Origin of the sequence: Psychrobacter sp. CMS30 (genome assembly GCF_904846565.1) — a bacterium.
GTDB classification, from domain to species: Bacteria; Pseudomonadota; Gammaproteobacteria; order Pseudomonadales; family Moraxellaceae; genus Psychrobacter; species Psychrobacter maritimus.
This window is the reverse complement of sequence record NZ_CAJHBF010000002.1, coordinates 177,177-194,758: the sequence shown is the minus strand read 5'-3', so window position 1 is coordinate 194,758 and position 17,582 is coordinate 177,177. Positions and strand designations below refer to the sequence as shown.

Genomic DNA, 17,582 nt, shown 5'->3' with positions numbered 1-17,582 from the left:
CGGTTAAATGACTTTGCTAAAGTTAGTTTACGTGTGTAAACTAACATCACATATAAATTGTTACAGTTGCGCATAAGCGTGCTTTATAACTGCTGATGTTATAAGGCTATGTGACTTTTAAACTGATTCTTATAAACGGACTTCTTAGGGACAAGTAACTAAGCCAACTAAGACAACTTGTCGATAAGCCTTTGATAATGGCGAATACTATGACTGATACCATAACACCAGATACTATAAATAATAATGCTGCGAATAACGGCGCTGCGCCAAATAATACTGCAGGGCAATCGTGGTTTAATCGCCCGATACCGGGTATTAAGCAGCAACTGACCGCACCTTTAACGGCGGTAGAGACCGAACCGTCAACGAAATGTAGCAGTTGTCATTCAATGATTACCAATACGGCGCTGATTTTTAATTGCTATGTCTGCCCGCATTGTGACCATCATTTACCGATGAGTGCTCGTGAGCGCTTAAACTGGTTGCTCGACCAAGTAGAGGGTGAGCTAGGACAGCAGTTCACTGCCAAAGATCCATTAAGCTTTGTGGATAGTAAGCCGTATCCGCAGCGCATGACCGAAGCACAGGACAAGACCGGTGAGTCTGAAGCGCTAATTGTGATGTACGGTAAATTGCGCAATCTTGATATCGTTACTTGCGCCTTTGACTTCCGCTTTATGGGCGGTTCTATGGGCTCGGTGGTTGGCGACCGTTTTGTAGAGGCCGCTGAAAAAGCCCTTAAAGATAAAGTTCCCTTAGTCTGCTTTGCTGCTTCTGGCGGTGCGCGCATGCAAGAAGGTTTGCTATCATTAATGCAAATGGCTCGTACTGCGGCGGCGATTGAACGTTTACGAATTGCTGGCGTGCCATATATCGTGGTATTGACCAATCCTGTTTATGGCGGGGTGACGGCATCGCTTGCTATGTTAGGTGATATCCATTTAGCAGAACCAAAAGCCATGATTGGTTTTGCAGGCAAGCGCGTGATTGAACAAACGGTTCGTGAGACGCTAGAAGAGCCGTTCCAGCGTGCTGAGTTCTTATTAGAGCATGGCGTGGTCGATGAAGTGGTACATCGTCATCAATTGATTGATACGATTTATCGTTTGCTTGCAAAGCTATGCCGCGTACCGAATGTTGCTGCTTAACATGTGCTGAGCTGGTAAAAAAAACAGGCAATTGAGCTTATCAATACTTAATAGCAGGCTTAGCTTTGCCGACTAAATATAATCAGTGCAATATAAAATAAGAACGTTAGAAATAGCGTTCTGCGGGTATAAATTTTCTTCGCTTGCTATGCGCTTCGCACTCCAGAGGCTTTGCAAAATTTATCCCAGCAGCACTGTATTCTTTTTAAATTAAATCGACTAAGTAAAAATTACGAATAGCATTTATCGTTAATAACGGTAAATGCTATTTTTGCTTTTTGGTCAGGTAGTTATATACTGTTCCTATTTTCTTAATGAATATCTTTTAAATAACTAGTTCCTAACCGACTATCTCAATATAGGTTCCGCTCATGTCTGACTCTTCACTTTCTACCTCTACCACTCCTACTGAGCACTCGAGTTTGACCGAATGGCTTGATTATATGCAGCAGATTCATGTCTCGGCGATAGATATGGGGTCGCGAGTATTGCCGGTTGCTGAGGCGTTAGGCGTGGTACAGTCAGCCAAAGACGATGCTTATGTATTTACCGTAGCGGGCACCAATGGTAAAGGCTCAACGACTGCGGTCATCGCGCAGATGTGCCAAGCGGCAGGATATAAAACGGCCTTATATCAATCACCGCATTTGAGTGTGTTTAACGAGCGTGTGCGTATCAATGGCGAGATGGTCAGTGATGAGACGTTAATTGATGCCTTTAGCAAAGTGGAGGCGGCGCGGTTGCGGTGCGCTTTAACCTTGTCATTTTTTGAGATGACAACGCTTGCAGCATTATTAATCTTTGCCGAAGCAGACTGCGATGTCTGGGTATTAGAAGTTGGGCTCGGCGGTCGCCTTGATGTGGTCAATATTATTGACCCTGATATGGCGGTGATTACCAATATCGCTATCGATCATGTCGATTGGCTAGGGGATAATGTCGAAGATATTGGCCGTGAAAAAGCAGGTATATTACGTGATGGTATTACTCTAGTTTATGGTGCTACTGCGATGCCTGCTAGTGTGCAGCAAGCAATTGATACGCATCAGGCAACTTGTTATCAAGCTGGGCAAGACTTTGATTATCGTGAAGTGGATACCGACGTTTGGCAATACAGTAATGCCGCTGTCACCATGCAATTACCACGTCCAGCGCTGTCATTGACCAATACGACCAATGCCTTATCAGCGGTGCTGGCAAGCCCATTAAATATTGATAAAAAGGCTATCGAACAGGCATTGCAGACGGTCAAGCTCGCTGGTCGTTTTGATTATCGTGAGACGCATAACCGTCATTGGTTGTTTGATGTGGCGCATAACGAGCAAGGCGTTGAGTTTTTATTGGCGCAATTATTACCGCTTTGGCAGCAGCATTTGGCCACGCAAAATAGCGCTGATGCTCTCAATCAAGGCAGTAGTCAAAACAGCAGCCAAGAGAATCAAGCCAACCGTAAACCTGCCAGCATTAAAATGCTGTTTTCTATGTTGGGCGATAAGGATATCAATAAAGTCGTACAGCGTTTGACCGAAGCGGGCTTGCCTATTAGCGATTGGTTTATCGCTGAGATTGATTATCCACGGGCGGCGAGCACTGAGCAGCTGCAAAGTATCTTAGCAAGCTATGTCGATAATGCGCAAATACATGAGTTTAAACGTTTATCAGAAGCCACCGATGCCGTTATAAATGACAGTCAGGTACAAGACTTAATCGTGGTATGTGGCTCGTTCCATACGATTGGTGAGGCGCTAGCGGCACTTGCGGTTGATGATTTAAGTTAAAATCGTATTTATATAATGTTAATCTTAGCAGTAGCATGATGGCAGACAGTATGAAAAATATGCTTTATAATCAAATTGATTTAGCATCCTGCTATACAATGCTATGAGAGAGATGCTCGGCATAACCTTTATAAATGGATGGACGTAACCGGCGGCAATGGCAACTATTTAACTATCAAGGCTGTTTATCAAAGCGATTTAAACTATTTAAGTATAGTTTTAAGACGATAGTTTTTGACATGATAGTTTTTGAGACGACAGCTTTGAAACGACAGTTGCGCCGCTCAATCAACCTTATTACCAACTAAGAGACGTAAACGGATGAACTTTTCGAGACAAGCCTTATTGGGCATTGGGATGATTATAGGCGGTAGCGTGATGCTATACGCCATGGTGCAACAAATTGGTGATAGCAACAAACCCCAACCAGCGTCAGCGATGATAGATAAGCCAAGCCCGGCACAAGAGTCTCCGCAGCCATTGACGACTGATATCGAGACTGAAAAGCGCATCTTGGCACAAAAACAAAAAGAGCGCGCTGCTCGTGTTGCAGAACAAGAAAAGCGTGCTCAGCAGTTCTTAACCGAACAAGAAGCGGCTGAAGCACAAGCATTGGCAAAAGCCCGTGCGGAAAGTCAGCAGTATATGGCCAGTAGCGCACCAGCTGCTGAAGAAAGTAAAGAGTCAGAGGCTGCAAAAAACAACCTTGCCACGCCAACGGTAAAGCCTCGTACTGATAGCAGTAATAGCACTACTGCTTCAGCTGAAAATGATGCAAAAGCTCGCGAGCAGCAAAAAGCTGCCCAAGCACAACAAGAAGCTCAGCGCCAAGCTGCTCTTAAAGAGCAAGCGGCTGCTAAGAAATTAGCAGATAGTAAAAAGGAAGCTGAGGCAAAAAAGCAGGCTGATGCTAAGAAACAAGCGCAAGCTGCCGCTGAGAAAAAGCGAGAGGCAGCAGAAGCAGCTAAAAATGAGCCACCAAAGTCGCCTTCTGATTACCAAGTAAAAAAAGGCGATGGGCTGATTAAACTGGCGCGGCAATACAATATGCCGGTAGAAGTCTTGGCACAAGCGAATAATCTTTCGCCATCGACATCACTACAACTGGGTCAAAGTATTACCATACCATCGCGCAAGCAGGTGGAGCGCTTAGCGCGTGAAGCAGCGGCAGCTGAGCAGGCGCGTGAAGACAAGCGTCAAAAAGAAGAGGCGCTAGCCAAGAAGTCGGCCGATGCCAAGCGTGAGGCGCAGCAGAAACTTAGTGAGGCGCGCAAAGAAGTGAAAGAAACCGATGCTAAAGGTAGCTTTGGCGTGCAAGTGGCACTGGCAAATGACCAAGCCAAAGCGGATGAGTTGGCAAAGAAATTCCAATCTGCCGGCTATCAAGTAAAAACTAGTCCTACCAGTCGCGGTGTACGCGTTATCGTTGGTCCTGAGCGTGGCAAAGTTGCGGCATTGGCCTTAAAAGATAAGATTAATAGCGACCCCAAAGTTAATACGACAAGTGCTTGGGTCTTATACTGGCGCTAAAATAGCGTTTATAGTACTGTAATTATAGTGCTGTAATCCGATAACTATTATTGCTAAATACATAGCTACATTTCAATTAGGCTGGTTTATATTTTTATCGCTGTAGCTGATTTTATTCAAACACGACATCTATTGTCGTGTTTTTTGTTTTATTGTTTGCCGATTGGCGCAAGCTTGGTTACGATGAGCGCCGCTCTTTCCTATTTCTCTCAGTTCCTCTCTGTACTGTATAACCTGTCAGCCTATAAAGGCTGCCCTGTCGCGGTTGGCCATGTGTTGTCATTTTTTTTAGTGACATCAGCACACGTAGCTGACGGCTTTCATTATGTATAAGGCAAAACCATGTTATTTGGCGTTATATTTTTAATATTGGCGGTTGGATTTGTAGGGTTGATCACCCTGCCAAAACTGTTTTCTCCTAAGCAAGTTACTGAACCTGAACCGCCACCTGTGCGCGGTGATGAGCTGGCTATTTGGCCCTTTGCACCGATGCCCATTATGACGGACACGGAAGTAATATTTTTTAATAAGTTAAAAAATGCTTTGCCTGAATATCATATTTTTGTCCAAGTCCAGCTGTCACGTATCATCGAAGCCAATAGCAGTGAAACCTCAGAACGCAGTTTTTGGTTTAATCGTATTTGTCGTCAAAGCGTTGATTATGTCATCGTTGATGTCGATGCACAGACTACTTTGCTCGCCATTGAGCTTGATGATTGGACGCATAGCAGTAAAGCGCGGCAAAAGGCCGATGATAAAAAGGATAAAGCGCTTGCCAGTGCGGGTATTGCTATCGTGCGTTTTCATGCCGAGCGTATGCCAAGTGCTGATATGCTGAGATATGAGCTGATGCAGGTGATTGAGAGTTATTAGTGTAAATTATTTTATTATCAGGCAAGTATATTTAAAAAATAAATCTTCATTTTGTGTAATATTAATTATATATTTCTTTACTTTATAGATAGATTCCAAAAATAAATAGCTTATTTTTTTTAATAAGGAGTAAACTTAAGTTTCTTAGAATGGAGTGCAGTCTATGGTCTTAAGTGGATCTTCATAACTTAGATTCATAGGTTCATTTCTATCACTGTTTTTTGGAAGATATTTAAAATATAAGGATTATGTTATGAAGGTTTTTAAATTAACAGCATTAGCGTTTGCTAGCACTTTGGCATTGGCGGGTTGTGGTAGTGATAGCGACAACAATGGCTCTAATACTCCAACTGTTCCTACTAAACCTCCTGTCGATAACGGTCTTTCTGAGAGTGAGCAGGCAAAAGAGATGATTCGCACGGCCAAGCTTTTTGTCAGTGACAATAAGGCAGTCACAGAGGCTTATAAAGGTGCGAGTGATATCCTAACAGAAAAGCAAGAAGCACGTCTTAGCTATACCTTTGATGTGCCAAATAGCCTGCATTATTATATGCAGGAAAATAGTTTATCACAATTAAAGGCGACTGATATTATCGCTTTGGCTAATGATCAAGAGTTTAATAATACTTTAGGTGATTTTGCATTGACGCCAGAGAGTGACTTTTTAGCAACATTAAATGCTGATGGACAATTTAAGCTATCAGGTACTACTAAGGTCGTGGTTAAAGAATACGATTATATCTATAATCCAAATACTGGTGTATATAACGAAACACTTGTTAGTCAAGATACTTTCACGAGTGCATTTGATGGTTTTGAAAATGCATTAAGTTCTAATACCAGCAATACTAGTTTCAATGGTGGTATTGGGTTTAAGAGTATAAAAATAGGTTCTGGCACTGACGCCGTCACTCTAAGCTCTACAACCAAAGGCTTTACGGTCAATGGTCAGTTCAGTGACAAAGTGGTGGTCGATGACGAATTTGATCTTAATGATGTCAACCGAGCGGGCATCACTTTAGAGAAGGCTACTATAAAATTAGGCAACTTGAAGCTGTCGGCTAATGATAGCGTAATTGAAGCGAAAGACTTTGAGTTTGCCGCGCTGGATATCAGTAAAAAGCTGAAAGATGGCCAATTGGTCGTTAGAACCATACCTTATAAATTTGCTGTCACAGGTAAGATGACCAAGCAAAAACCTAGCACGGATGTCACCATTACACTTAATGCTACTGCTAATGATGCAGATATCAAAAACTTTCTAACAGTCACTGACAACGGTAATATTGAAGAGACAGCCAATAAATATGTAGGTATGGAAGTTATATTGGCGCTTCAAGGTAAAGTAGCTAAAGAGGGTGCAACGGCGACGATTCCGCTTGACTTTCAAGCCAATCTTAAACGTACTGCACGTAACGTTGTAGAGCTTCGCGGTTTAACGGCTAGTGTAGACGGCAAAACACTTTTTGTCACCGGTAAGACTAATTTAGATAATGATTATAATGCAGTAAGTACTCAGTTTATCGTTGAGCAAAATAAAGCGTCGATTAAGTTAAGTGTCGATGCCAATGGTGATTTCATTAAAGATAAAATGGGCAAGCTAGGCGATATCATGGTTAATGGCAAAGATTACGGTGATTTAATGGATAATAAAGGCAAAATTACTGCTGTATTCCCTAATAGTAATGGTTCAGTTGACACTATTATTCTATAAATATAGTAATCATGTCCGTTCTCAAACGTGGTTAATAGCGATTGAGCGATAGCAATATCAAAAAAAGAGGCAGTAAGTACTGTCTCTTTTTTATGCCTTTTAATATACGTGAGAAATTTATGTCATTCTTTAGCCAAGCTATCTATATATTTTCACAACAGGATTTAGCGTTTTTCGCCAAACGTAAGCTGTCATTTATTGTTCCAACAACAATCGCTATCATGGCCTCAACGTCTACTTCAGCTCAGAGTGAAAATCCTAACTTATACTCTAATCTCAACTCGCCATCTAATCCTACTACAGATTTATTGAATAATCAGAATATAAACGAAAAGTCTCAGGTGGATTGGACAGTGATGGCAACCGCCCACAGCCCCGCACAGCCTATTGCTGCTTTTATTGGTGATTGGGATGCCCCATTAGACTCAGGTGAGCACGCGTATTTACAAGGACGTGCAGATTTAAAGGTACGCCCTGCTGGTAGCGTAATGAGCTATGGTTTAGGCTGGCGCTACGATTACTTAATGACGTTTAGCGAAGAGACAGCAGAGGTATATTGGCAATATGAAAACAAACAGCCATCGAGCACTAGCCAATCATACCCATTATTTTTAGATGCTAAGCATAATGAGAGATTTGGCGCTAATGTCGGTTTTACCCAGCCACTAAGTCCTAATTGGCAGTTAACGACTCATGCCAATATATGGCAAGGATTACATGCACTTGAAGGTAAGGTTTCGGGCAATCTGACCACAAGAGTGTTGCCTGATACTGAAGTAAATAATCTAAGGGACAGCGTTGATAAAGCCGATGCCTATGTCGATTACTACTATGATGAGCCTGCACTGGGTGAAGAAAATCTAAACTGGTATCCTGCTAAACCATCTGGTTATGGCTATTCCTTAGATTTACAACTGGCAGGAAAACTATCTGATAAAACGCAGTTGACACTTAGTGGCTACGATATATTTGGGCGTATGCACTGGAAGAATATGCCAAGCACGCGCTATGCGTTAGATTATGATGCCAATGGTCGACCTTTATATACGATTGAGGGTCAACTTAGCACTAAGGATGTCACACAGACGCTACCATGGCGAGTTGAGGGTAGTCTAATACACCAATTAAATAATCAGTGGCAGCTTGGGGCACATGCGCAAGTCAATGATATTCAAGACTTGTATCAACTATCGGCAGGTTATCAGCTGACCGCTAATAATTATCCCATGACCATCACTGGATTGATGGAGCCACAGACTAAAGCATTAGGTATAGCGTTAGATAGTAAATATGGTGGTATCAAGTTATTAACGGATGATATTGATTCAGAAAAAGCCAAACGCAGCGAGATTAGTCTATATGGACGTTATGCTTGGTAAGGGTTCAATTAAGTCAATCTCATTAGTTATCAAGAAAAATAACTGTTCAAATAAAAGCTATGCAAGTCAATTATCTACACAATCTCGCAGTCGAGGATAAATGACAATCGGTCTATCACCTTCAAAGTATAGCCCTGTTTTTAAGATAGCATTTTCAGAATTGATAAGTGGCAACTGACGACCATCGTAGAAGTCGCGCTTGCTAAACCATTCGATATAATGGGCGGCGCGCAATACGCTGATATCAAACTTCGCAAGACTCATGCTATCAGTTTTATCGCACCATTCGTGCATGGGGAAGCTGGGTGTTAGCCAGTGAGGATAGACGAAATGAGCGATGTTCATTGGCAAAAAGAATCGCCCTTTTATGACACCATAACGCTTATCAATCTTAACTTGTCCATGCTTCTCAGTATCCACCCAAATGCTACAAAACTGCTTGGTTTGCATATGGGTCATTTTGCGCTGTAGATTGTCGTTGGAGTTGATCCCAACCCAATTAATCGGCTCAAAAGGTGCGGCACCCATAAAAAACTTAATCGCCAACTCCCAATGTTCAGTGAGCTTTTCCTCATGATTATATAAAATCAAATCCAGCTCACCAATCGTCTGTTTGCCATTGTATAACTGTACGTTATTAGCAAGTGTCTCATACGGATGCAATTTGCGCGCAAAGCCATCTTCTAGCCAAAATGACAATAAGCCTTCAAAGTGAAAACCTAAGCGATTGGGGCTAGGACGTTTTAATAAATAGCGGGTCAGTGCCTGATAGTCATTGGTGGTATCCAACTCTTTTAAACGCTGCTGATAAGCTTCAAACTGCTGTTGCCAAAAGCTTGCGCTATGTACGAAGATAGTATGGGTATTTTGGTACGGTGCTACATCTAGCCACTCCGTCAAAACGTTAGGGCAGGCAAGCACATACGCCAAATCGCGCACATAAGGTCGCTGGTACGCTTCCCAAGGCGCATAATTGGCATGAGTTGCGAGAGTTGTAGGGCGTGGCACGCTAAGCTCAGACATAGGTCAAATCAGAATAAATATAAAGTATTTACCCTAGCGGCTCAATTGCTAAAAGTCTATAGGCAATCGTAATATGTTAAGATTGTCGTCATCTGGCAGCATATCTTTTGCCAATTATTCAATAATAATGAGGGTTAAAAAATGAAATATCTTTTGCAAGTCGACTTTCCTTATAGCGGACCTTTTGGCAGTGCGTTTTTTGACGCCATGAAAGAGCTGGCCGAAGACATCGCAACCGAGAACGGTCTGGTCTATAAGCTATGGACAGAAAATGAAGAGACGCAAGAAGCGGGTGGCATTTATGTATTTGATAATCTGAACGATGCCAACAGATATTTAGAAAAGCATACCCAAAGGCTGACCTCATTTGGTTTTAAAGACATTAAATCTAAAGTATTTGTCATCAATGAAGCGCTAAGTACGATTACTAAAGCATCTTTGTAATTCTTCTTTTAGGTAAATAGTAAAAATAGAGCTACGACATTATCGTGAGCGTATCAAGATGCGCATTAGACTGCTTGATTACTTCTTCTATTAATTGTTGACCTATATTCGCAAGCTTTGTAGCACGTTCAGTGTGTCCAGTTTTAATAGCTTCTGGTATAGATGAGAGTAATGCGTTAATTGAATCTAGATCCGCTATAACGGTTTCAAAATGGCTAGATAGGTGATGCTTTTCGGTAGCAATGAGTTTGATATGATTAACAGTATTGTTTGTGTCTAGCTCTTTAGGTACCCCCAATTCTTCTGAAGTCATCATGATCCAGTTAACGTCGATATCAAACTTACGCGCGACTTTTATAGCTCCCTGATTGGATATACCTCGTTTTGACCAATTGGTAATAGTAGCAGGTGTTGTTTCTAGCGCATGTGCTAATTCAGATGGCTTTAAGTTGGTCTGTTGAAAAACGCGAACCATAGTAGGGTGTATGTTTTTCATTGAAAAAACCTATATAGATTATAGTCGACTTATCATTTCGTAAATCTATTATGTATCAAATTATTCATTCTACCTTATATTTAAGGTTATTTTATTATTTTCCAAATTTCGACTCAAAAAAAAGCCAACCATTGGATTCAATGGCTGGCTTTTCTCTTTAACTATTATGTTTGGTCGGAACGGCAGGAAGTAAAGTATAGTCTGTATGCCTTGATTTATATGGGTTTGTTGTTTTTGTTTTATGGCGATACCAACAATAATACCAACAATCGTTTTTAATAACGCCCTTTTTTGGCTGTTTGCTGCTTCACTCAATATTATTTTGTAATTATTTTCACTGTTTGCCGTTTCAACATTTCTCAACATGCCAACAAATTAGGAATACTTTTTTATACTTGATACTTTCTTTCATGGGGTTGTTTTGCTAATGACTGCACGCGCTCAATAATGGCGCTTAAATGTGTGCGTTTATAATGCGTTTTATTGCATCTGTACTATTTAGCCCATTGGGAATTATTCCAGTTCTTTGCTTCCTAAAATATATCTGCTTCCACCTCTATCCGTTTGCGGTACTGACTTGGCGGTAAATAGGAATAATAGAAAATGCGCTGTTTTGCTTCCTATTCTCCTTGCTTCCTCACTTTTTGCTTCCATTCCCCAATTTTGGGGGCATCTGCCTAGTAGGTTTTTACGCATTATAAAAAGGCGCTTACCTGTCCGAAAAGTCCCTTACGATACCTGTGCATAAAGTCCCTTTTATTGACTCAAAAAATTACCCTCTACGATGTCCGAAAATTACCCCAGTCCTTTTAAAACAGTCCGAAAAACTACCCCTTTTATGGACTCCGAAAACCCCTGTCATTGGTGCTTGCCTCGCGTGCGCGCGCGATACTTGTCCATTAATTAGCTAAGCCCTTATGCTGTATGGCTTTGCATTAATGGCAGTCATAAGCTGTTGAGCGTCTAAAACCTCATGTTTTATCATGTTCTGGCATTGAGTAATTCACGTTTGAATGTAAGGTTTTATCAGGTTTTGGATATTGGGTTTTGCTGGGTTCTAACGTGTCCGAAAACCACCCCTTTGCATGAGATAGGCTCAAAACTGGGCGCATCTAAAACCTTAGGGAAACCTTAGTTTCTTTACACTATAAAAAGGGCTTGGTCTGTCCATTGAGTACCACTTATTTAGTTTTAAACCTTAACATTTATTAACATGCTGGCAGTCGGCAAACTGTTTTGAATGTCAACAAAAGGCAACATGCTGCCCATGATTTGCAAATGAGTATTGAGCGCCTAACCTCATGGTTTCCTCAGGTTTTTGCAGTCCATAAAAAAGGCAGACGATAAACGCCTACCTTTGATTATTTTTTCTGTACCTTAGTTTTTTGCTTGGGACACTTGGGACAACGGGACAGCGCCCGTGGTTATTGGCTTGTAGCTGTCCCAGCCCATTTTTTGCCCTTGGGACACTTGGGACAGATTAACAAATTGAGCTACTTTGTCCCAGCTGTCCCAGTGGTGTTTTATTGCTTGGGACAGTGCCTAGCCCTTGCTGCGTATGGGTTGTCCCAGTTGTCCCAGCTGTCCCAGTGCTTTTAGTAGGTTCACAACTTAATATCTCGTTTTTGATTGCATAAACGCGCGTACGGTTTTTCTTGAATAGTAAAGATACTCTACACGTTTTGCGGTCGCTTTCTGTCACATTCAATAATCTAGCTTCATCTAACACTTGCAATACTTTGCTTTTGCTAAATGGTGAACAGACTTCATCAAACGTACTGGTAGAGAAATAATATTCCCCTGTGTCGTAGTTATGATAGCCAGCACGGTTTGTTATCTTAGTTTCAAAGTCTTGGTGCATGTGAATGTGGCAAGGTTGAAAGCGACTACTACCATGCTGTTCAATAAATGCCTTGATATGCTCTATGATTTGGCGCTGCTCATGCTCACCATCACGCCCATAGTTATCAAGCCAATTATCTAAGCATGTCATAACGGCGGTGGTTGCTTGTCCTGATTGCCAGCCTGTGATACCTGCCAGCGTTGCCATTTCACCAGCCGCCGCCACAATAGCGAACCGTTTAGCGACTCTATACGCTTGTGGGGCAAGGTCGCTGTAATTGCTCATAAAGTCATTCACAAGCTGCCTAGCGGTGGCTGTGGTCGCTGCCTTGTCACTGGTGATATGTTCTAGCCATGCAATACCAGCCACGCCATAGTAAGCCTGTGATAACTCTTTTATCTTATCGGCTTGTGCTGCGCCCGTGTCTGCCAGTACCAAACTATCAAACGTCTTTAAACCTTTGCCAGCATCAGCATCAATATGCGCTACTCGCACCTCAATACCTGCATTGGTCTTTTGTCCTGCCTGCGCCATAAAGTTTTGCAGTGACTCCTCACCATTAGATAAAAAGATAATGCGCCATGTCTTAGCAGTTCGGTTATGCCCTGTAGTGGTACTCCTACCTTTGCCTTGACCATTAGCCAGCATATAAACCGCTTTGCCTACTACTTTGGGATCACATTCGCTTATCTCATCAAGCGGTAAAAAGCTGTCGTTATGCTCGCTTGCTGTGCCCTCTAAGGCGTTATCAGTGCTGCGCCATGTCTTAGTGTAGCTGTCAGGCTTACCCCATACACTAGCCGCTAATTTAAGCGATAAAGACTTGCCCATACTTGATGAGCCTAAAAGGTGAAAGCCGCCCCCGTCATCATCTAACAGTGCGAGTAATTGACCAGCAAACGCGCAAGCAATAGAGAAAACAAAACGGCTCTGTTCGGCTAATGGTTTGCATAGCTCATCACGCCATTGTTCTAGTGTGCCTTGCTGGGCTATGGTGCTGTTGATTGCATGGGCAGACTGATAGACGATTAACTGCCTACCATCGCTGCCTATTGCGCCATCAGGTAATATATATTGCTCATCATGCCAGCCCAACCTATCTACGCATAACGCCCGTTTGTGAATAGGGTAGTTTTGAATATAGGCGTCTAAGTAACTGCGCTGTTTGCTATTGGTGGTAATGCTCAATCCTTGACTGGCAAGCTCCTTGCGATACTCACGGGCATCACCTTGTAATAAAGCAAGTGGCATTGACCATGTGTGTAGCTCGCTGTCATCATCACGCCATTGCAATAATCGCCCCCATGTACCGCTATTTGTGTCCCGTGTCTTAGCGATAACCTCAATCGGTGAACAAATAAACGCCTTAAACTTAAAGGTTATGTTTGCTGGGTCGTCATCGTTATATTTCACAAAAAATAGCCCATCATGGTATAGCTCAAAACGCCCATCAGCATAAACCATCGGTTCATTCAGCTGTGGATCATCGCGCCATTCAGGATAGTAAGCGGTGTCTTTTAGGTTAATGATTTGAGTTTCATCAGCTGCCAGTATTGCCTCATAGCTATGGTTAGCATGTAGCATAGTGACGATATCAGCTACGGTAACCAACGCCCTAGCATTCACGCCTGCCAATAGATTTATCATGCCTTTGTTATTAAGTGTCATTGGTATGGTAACGGGCGCGGCGCTGCTCCAATGCTGCACCATCTTTTTAAGGTGTTGATTAGTCTTTTGAGGGCTAATAATGATGGTTTTATCACTTGCCATCAGGCACGCATAAGCATCTATGCCGTTCTCTAAGTCATCGAACGCTAGTACCTCATTGGCTTTGTTTGCCTCACCAATGACGATAGCGCCATACCCTGTAGGGTCAATGACAATAGGCTTAACTTTGCTGTTTGGGGTGTAGAATACTGCGCCTACAATATCGCCTTGTTTGTCGGTCAATCGTAGGGCTATCGTGCCAGTGGTCGGTACTACTTTGTCATCATTTGTAGTAAGATTGTCGGTGACGTTGAGCAAGCTATTAGGCGGTAGTAGGTCATATAGTTTAAGCAATAGCTTATCGTCTGCCAGTCCTTGCCGTGTGACTGCATCAAAACTATTCATTACCACTGTAAAGCCTGTGCTAAATGCACGGGCTTTTTCATGGGCGGCTGTTTGTGGTGTGGTGGTCATCTGTTCCCCCTTGCTTGTGACTGGTTCGGCTTACGCGCTGCTCTATACTTTTTGTAGTAGCTTTTGCGCTTGGCGTGCTTACGGCTTTGCTTTGGTGGATAGCTCTTATTAGTAGGCACAAGCATCTACCTTACCAAAGCCAGTTTGGGCTAAGGGTTCGTTGATAGTGTCCAGTTGGCTATAAAGCAGATTAATCCAAGTATCGGCGGCATCTTGTGACAGACGCGCTAATGCTATGGCTGCATGGGGTTCTATTTGACGGGTAGCGATAAGATGGAATAACTGCCCCATGTCATGCAAGGTAGTAGCGGCGGCATTAATATCACATGCAATATCGGATAGCATGATAGACGGCATTAAAATCACTTCGTCATCATCGGCGGCGGTGCAATCTATTATCTTGATTTGGTGTTTGCTGCCATACAGTGCGTTAATGGCTTGGCGGTTTGCTGGCGTGTCATGGAATAATGACGGGGCGGCATCATCGCGGCTTACCTTGCCGTCATTGCGGTAATGGTATGTTTTACCGTTGGTGGTAAAGCCTAAACAATTATATTCTTTATCATTGAATAGCTGATAAATGCCATTGCCTACAGATGGGCATAGAACGCTGTCACCTGCCTTGAATGTGGCTTGTGTGCTGTTGGTAGTGGTTTGAGTGTTTGAGGTCGTACGGATTGAATTAGGCATGATAGCCTCCTAACGTTTTTTGAGTTAATGCCACGCTATACGGTAAAAGTATAGGGTGACGGGTCTTACTCTCGGTAACGTTAGTAACCGCCCTGCATATTCGCCTTACGGCTCTTTTATTTTGCAGCGTCAACCCGTCATAGTCGGTTAGCAAGTGATTTGCTATAGATATGAGGGAATGCCCCCTTGATGCGCTTAAATGCGCTCTTAGGGTAGTGCTTGATGGCATAGTGACAGCTTGAGAGGCTGCGCTATTATCAGGCACAAAAAAAGCCAATGAGTAACGGCTGGCTTGTCCGCTAACGTTTTTTGAGAGGTCTATATAGTAACCGCTGTTATCATCAGTTGCAATCGGTTTTGCTTGTACTGGCTGGCAAGCGATTAATGACAGTAGCAAGCCAATACCTGCCACCCATGCCATGAATATGATAAAGCTAAGTAGTAAGCCGCGCTTATGTGGCTGTGTGCGATTGTGTGCCCCGTCACGGGCTTTTAGATTGTTTTTGGTATGATTATCACACATAGCGCGTTACCTCCATTTCAGGCATTGATAGAACGCTGTCCATCTGTTCGCTGGCATCAGTGGCAAACAATGAGTCCCTAAACAATGCAGCAATGACGGCTTGAATAACGCCTTTAGATATTGGGTCGTCTGTCTGCACGGCTTGCAATGCCATAGCGTAATGTTCGGTATCAATTGATAATAAGATCAGCTGCTCGTTGATATGCTCTAACGTGTCCGCTATCTGTAATAGTCTGTCGTTTGATTGGCTCATAATTGCACCCCTGTAGCGTCATGGTTGCCATCGGCTGGCGTGTCTATCCAGTAAATTTTGAACGTCTTACCATTGCGTTTGATGGTCTTATCTTGGATTACTACGCCTTGCGCCCTTAGGTCACTAATGCGCTGTAAAAAGCATGTTATTTGCCATAAATCATAGGCTTCATAAGTAGATAGGCTGTTACCTGCCAGTAGGTGATTATGGATAATCTGCTTATAGCTTTGTTTGGGTTGCCGTGTATTCATGGGTTACACCTCGCTAGTGGTTGAGGTGTGAGAATTAAGCCATTCGTGAATGTCTGCATAGCTCCATGCGGTCATGGTAGGGCTTAGCTTCTTGCCAGCTGGGAAACGTCCATCTTTTGACCATTCAAAAAGGGTGGTTTTGCTAAAGGGTAGGAATGGCAGAATATCTTTAGCCCTGCCCATGCCTGTAGTAGGCAGTTGCATAGTTGGACTGTTTACGGTGGTTGGTTCGGTATCGTGCGAGGTGTTACCAGTAAAGGGAATAACTGGCGCGTTTTGGGTGGTGTGTGTCTGGTTCATAGCTCAATGTAGTGTATGGAGCCGTAAAGTTGTTCTACGGCTTACATGGGCTATGTTAGGGGGTGGGGGTTTTTAGCAGTTTTATATAACGGCGAAGTGATTTTATATAAAATCCTAATCGTCTTTAGTTTGTTCAGTAGCGAGCTTTAGCCAGTTGCCTATAACCTGATTACTTACTCTCATGCCATTAATCTTGATTTGGTCAAAAATAATAGAATTTGTAGTATTGGGCTCTTTAGATGCGTAAGGGCTATCAAGGCTTAAATCGGCTATTTGCGCCATAGCTAAAACAATCTTAGCAGCATAGTTTTGCGATTTTGTATTTAACTCTTTATTGTCATCAGCTGGCTTGTCTGTCTGTTCTCTTAATTGCGCTTTGACTTGTGCGAGTTCGCTTTCAAGCTCTGCTATTTTCTCCTCATATTCGCTAATAATCTCTTTGTCACTTTTGAACGGTTTTTGTTGGTGTGGAAGTTTTCTATTTAGTCCTGCTTCGATAAGCCTATAGAAGTTATGACCTTGTGAATTTTCGCCATGCTTATCTATCACTTCTTGCTCTTCTTTTGCTCTTTCAGCATCACTTTTTACATTAGTATTTATATATGAAAATATCTTAAAACTATCTCTAGGCTCTGTTATTGTCACTATATCGTTACCGTCTATACTATAACCTAACGTACTGCTCTCTTCTAAAGGTAGATTGAGTTCTTTTATAAAACTCATGCTCTGTAATTCTTCTAAGCTATAAAAAAAATCTATTTCCATAGGCTCGTAAAAATCTAATTCTTCATCATCATTATCTAAGTTATCATCGTAAAATTTATAACAAAAACCTATGTAATCATGGTAACCGTCTTTTGAAATCTCTTTGAATAGCTTGCTGGTTTTATATTCACAATCAACATCGTCATAAGTGTAGATGCGATAATGACTATCTATGTAATATTCACAAGCTAACTTGTCAAATTCGTTATATAAAAGAAAAGATACTACGTTTGTAATCGGTTCTTCTAGTCTGCAAGCTAGAAAACACAAGAAATCTTTAGGTGAAACATAGTTACTAGTTTTTTCTTTTGCTAAATCCAATAATCCCACAATACACACCCCTACACCCTTAAATAAAAGTAGGTGCAAGGCAGTGACAGCATAAGGG

At 42.3% G+C, this 17,582-nt stretch carries 17 protein-coding genes; 7 read left to right on the top strand and 10 right to left on the bottom strand.

Going from position 1 to position 17,582, the window contains the following annotated elements:
- Positions 1–197: 197 nt before the first annotated feature.
- From accD to JMX94_RS01895, 6 genes are all read left to right on the top strand, one after another.
- A complete protein-coding gene (gene accD, locus JMX94_RS01920) occupies positions 198–1,151 on the top strand; it encodes an acetyl-CoA carboxylase, carboxyltransferase subunit beta (protein ID WP_201562697.1) in 954 nt (317 codons plus the stop codon).
- Between the two features lie 371 nt (positions 1,152–1,522).
- Complete coding sequence (locus JMX94_RS01915) at positions 1,523–2,929, top strand: folylpolyglutamate synthase/dihydrofolate synthase family protein (RefSeq protein ID WP_201562695.1); 1,407 nt, start codon at positions 1,523–1,525, stop codon at positions 2,927–2,929.
- A 321-nt stretch (positions 2,930–3,250) separates the two neighbouring features.
- Complete coding sequence (locus tag JMX94_RS01910; protein ID WP_201562693.1) at positions 3,251–4,459, top strand: LysM peptidoglycan-binding domain-containing protein; 1,209 nt, start codon at positions 3,251–3,253, stop codon at positions 4,457–4,459.
- A gap of 342 nt (positions 4,460–4,801) precedes the next feature.
- Positions 4,802–5,332: a DUF2726 domain-containing protein gene (locus tag JMX94_RS01905; protein WP_201562692.1), complete on the top strand. Its 531-nt coding sequence runs from the start codon at positions 4,802–4,804 to the stop codon at positions 5,330–5,332.
- 253 nt (positions 5,333–5,585) lie between these two features.
- Positions 5,586–7,046, top strand: a complete 1,461-nt coding sequence (locus JMX94_RS01900) for a hypothetical protein (protein WP_201562690.1) — start codon at positions 5,586–5,588, stop codon at positions 7,044–7,046.
- 92 nt (positions 7,047–7,138) lie between these two features.
- Positions 7,139–8,425, top strand: coding sequence for a hypothetical protein (locus tag JMX94_RS01895; RefSeq protein WP_201562688.1), 1,287 nt, complete (start codon positions 7,139–7,141; stop codon positions 8,423–8,425).
- A gap of 66 nt (positions 8,426–8,491) precedes the next feature.
- Here the strand turns inward: JMX94_RS01895 and JMX94_RS01890 are convergent, their stop codons facing one another.
- Entirely contained in the window at positions 8,492–9,448 is a 957-nt protein-coding gene (locus tag JMX94_RS01890; protein ID WP_201562686.1) for a DUF1853 family protein, read from the bottom strand.
- 141 nt (positions 9,449–9,589) lie between these two features.
- Between JMX94_RS01890 and JMX94_RS01885 the strand changes: the two genes are divergently transcribed.
- The gene (locus JMX94_RS01885) at positions 9,590–9,892 is read left to right on the top strand and encodes a monooxygenase (RefSeq protein ID WP_201562684.1); all 303 of its coding nucleotides are present in this window, start codon (positions 9,590–9,592) and stop codon (positions 9,890–9,892) included.
- Positions 9,893–9,923: 31 nt separating this feature from the next.
- Here the strand turns inward: JMX94_RS01885 and JMX94_RS01880 are convergent, their stop codons facing one another.
- The 9 genes from JMX94_RS01880 to JMX94_RS01840 all read right to left on the bottom strand — a co-directional run bounded on the left by JMX94_RS01880 (position 9,924) and on the right by JMX94_RS01840 (position 17,524).
- Positions 9,924–10,388 (bottom strand): hypothetical protein, encoded by a 465-nt coding sequence (locus JMX94_RS01880; RefSeq protein ID WP_201562682.1) that lies wholly within the window; start codon positions 10,386–10,388, stop codon positions 9,924–9,926.
- A 69-nt stretch (positions 10,389–10,457) separates the two neighbouring features.
- Positions 10,458–10,754, bottom strand: coding sequence for a hypothetical protein (locus JMX94_RS01875; protein WP_201562680.1), 297 nt, complete (start codon positions 10,752–10,754; stop codon positions 10,458–10,460).
- 1,114 nt (positions 10,755–11,868) lie between these two features.
- Positions 11,869–14,412: a DUF927 domain-containing protein gene (locus tag JMX94_RS01870; RefSeq protein WP_201562678.1), complete on the bottom strand. Its 2,544-nt coding sequence runs from the start codon at positions 14,410–14,412 to the stop codon at positions 11,869–11,871.
- Between the two features lie 108 nt (positions 14,413–14,520).
- A complete protein-coding gene (locus JMX94_RS01865) occupies positions 14,521–15,102 on the bottom strand; it encodes a hypothetical protein (protein ID WP_201562676.1) in 582 nt (193 codons plus the stop codon).
- Positions 15,095–15,625 (bottom strand): hypothetical protein, encoded by a 531-nt coding sequence (locus JMX94_RS01860; RefSeq protein WP_201562674.1) that lies wholly within the window; start codon positions 15,623–15,625, stop codon positions 15,095–15,097. The genes JMX94_RS01865 and JMX94_RS01860 overlap by 8 nt, the downstream gene beginning before the upstream one ends.
- Positions 15,618–15,878, bottom strand: a complete 261-nt coding sequence (locus JMX94_RS01855) for a hypothetical protein (RefSeq protein ID WP_201562672.1) — start codon at positions 15,876–15,878, stop codon at positions 15,618–15,620. Before JMX94_RS01855 ends, JMX94_RS01860 begins: the two co-directional genes overlap by 8 nt.
- Positions 15,875–16,129, bottom strand: a complete 255-nt coding sequence (locus JMX94_RS01850) for a helix-turn-helix domain-containing protein (RefSeq protein WP_201562670.1) — start codon at positions 16,127–16,129, stop codon at positions 15,875–15,877. The genes JMX94_RS01855 and JMX94_RS01850 overlap by 4 nt, the downstream gene beginning before the upstream one ends.
- Before the next feature lie 3 nt (positions 16,130–16,132).
- Positions 16,133–16,429, bottom strand: a complete 297-nt coding sequence (locus JMX94_RS01845; RefSeq protein ID WP_227673468.1) for an AlpA family transcriptional regulator — start codon at positions 16,427–16,429, stop codon at positions 16,133–16,135.
- Positions 16,430–16,543: 114 nt separating this feature from the next.
- Positions 16,544–17,524: a hypothetical protein gene (locus JMX94_RS01840; protein ID WP_201562668.1), complete on the bottom strand. Its 981-nt coding sequence runs from the start codon at positions 17,522–17,524 to the stop codon at positions 16,544–16,546.
- Positions 17,525–17,582: the final 58 nt, after the last annotated feature.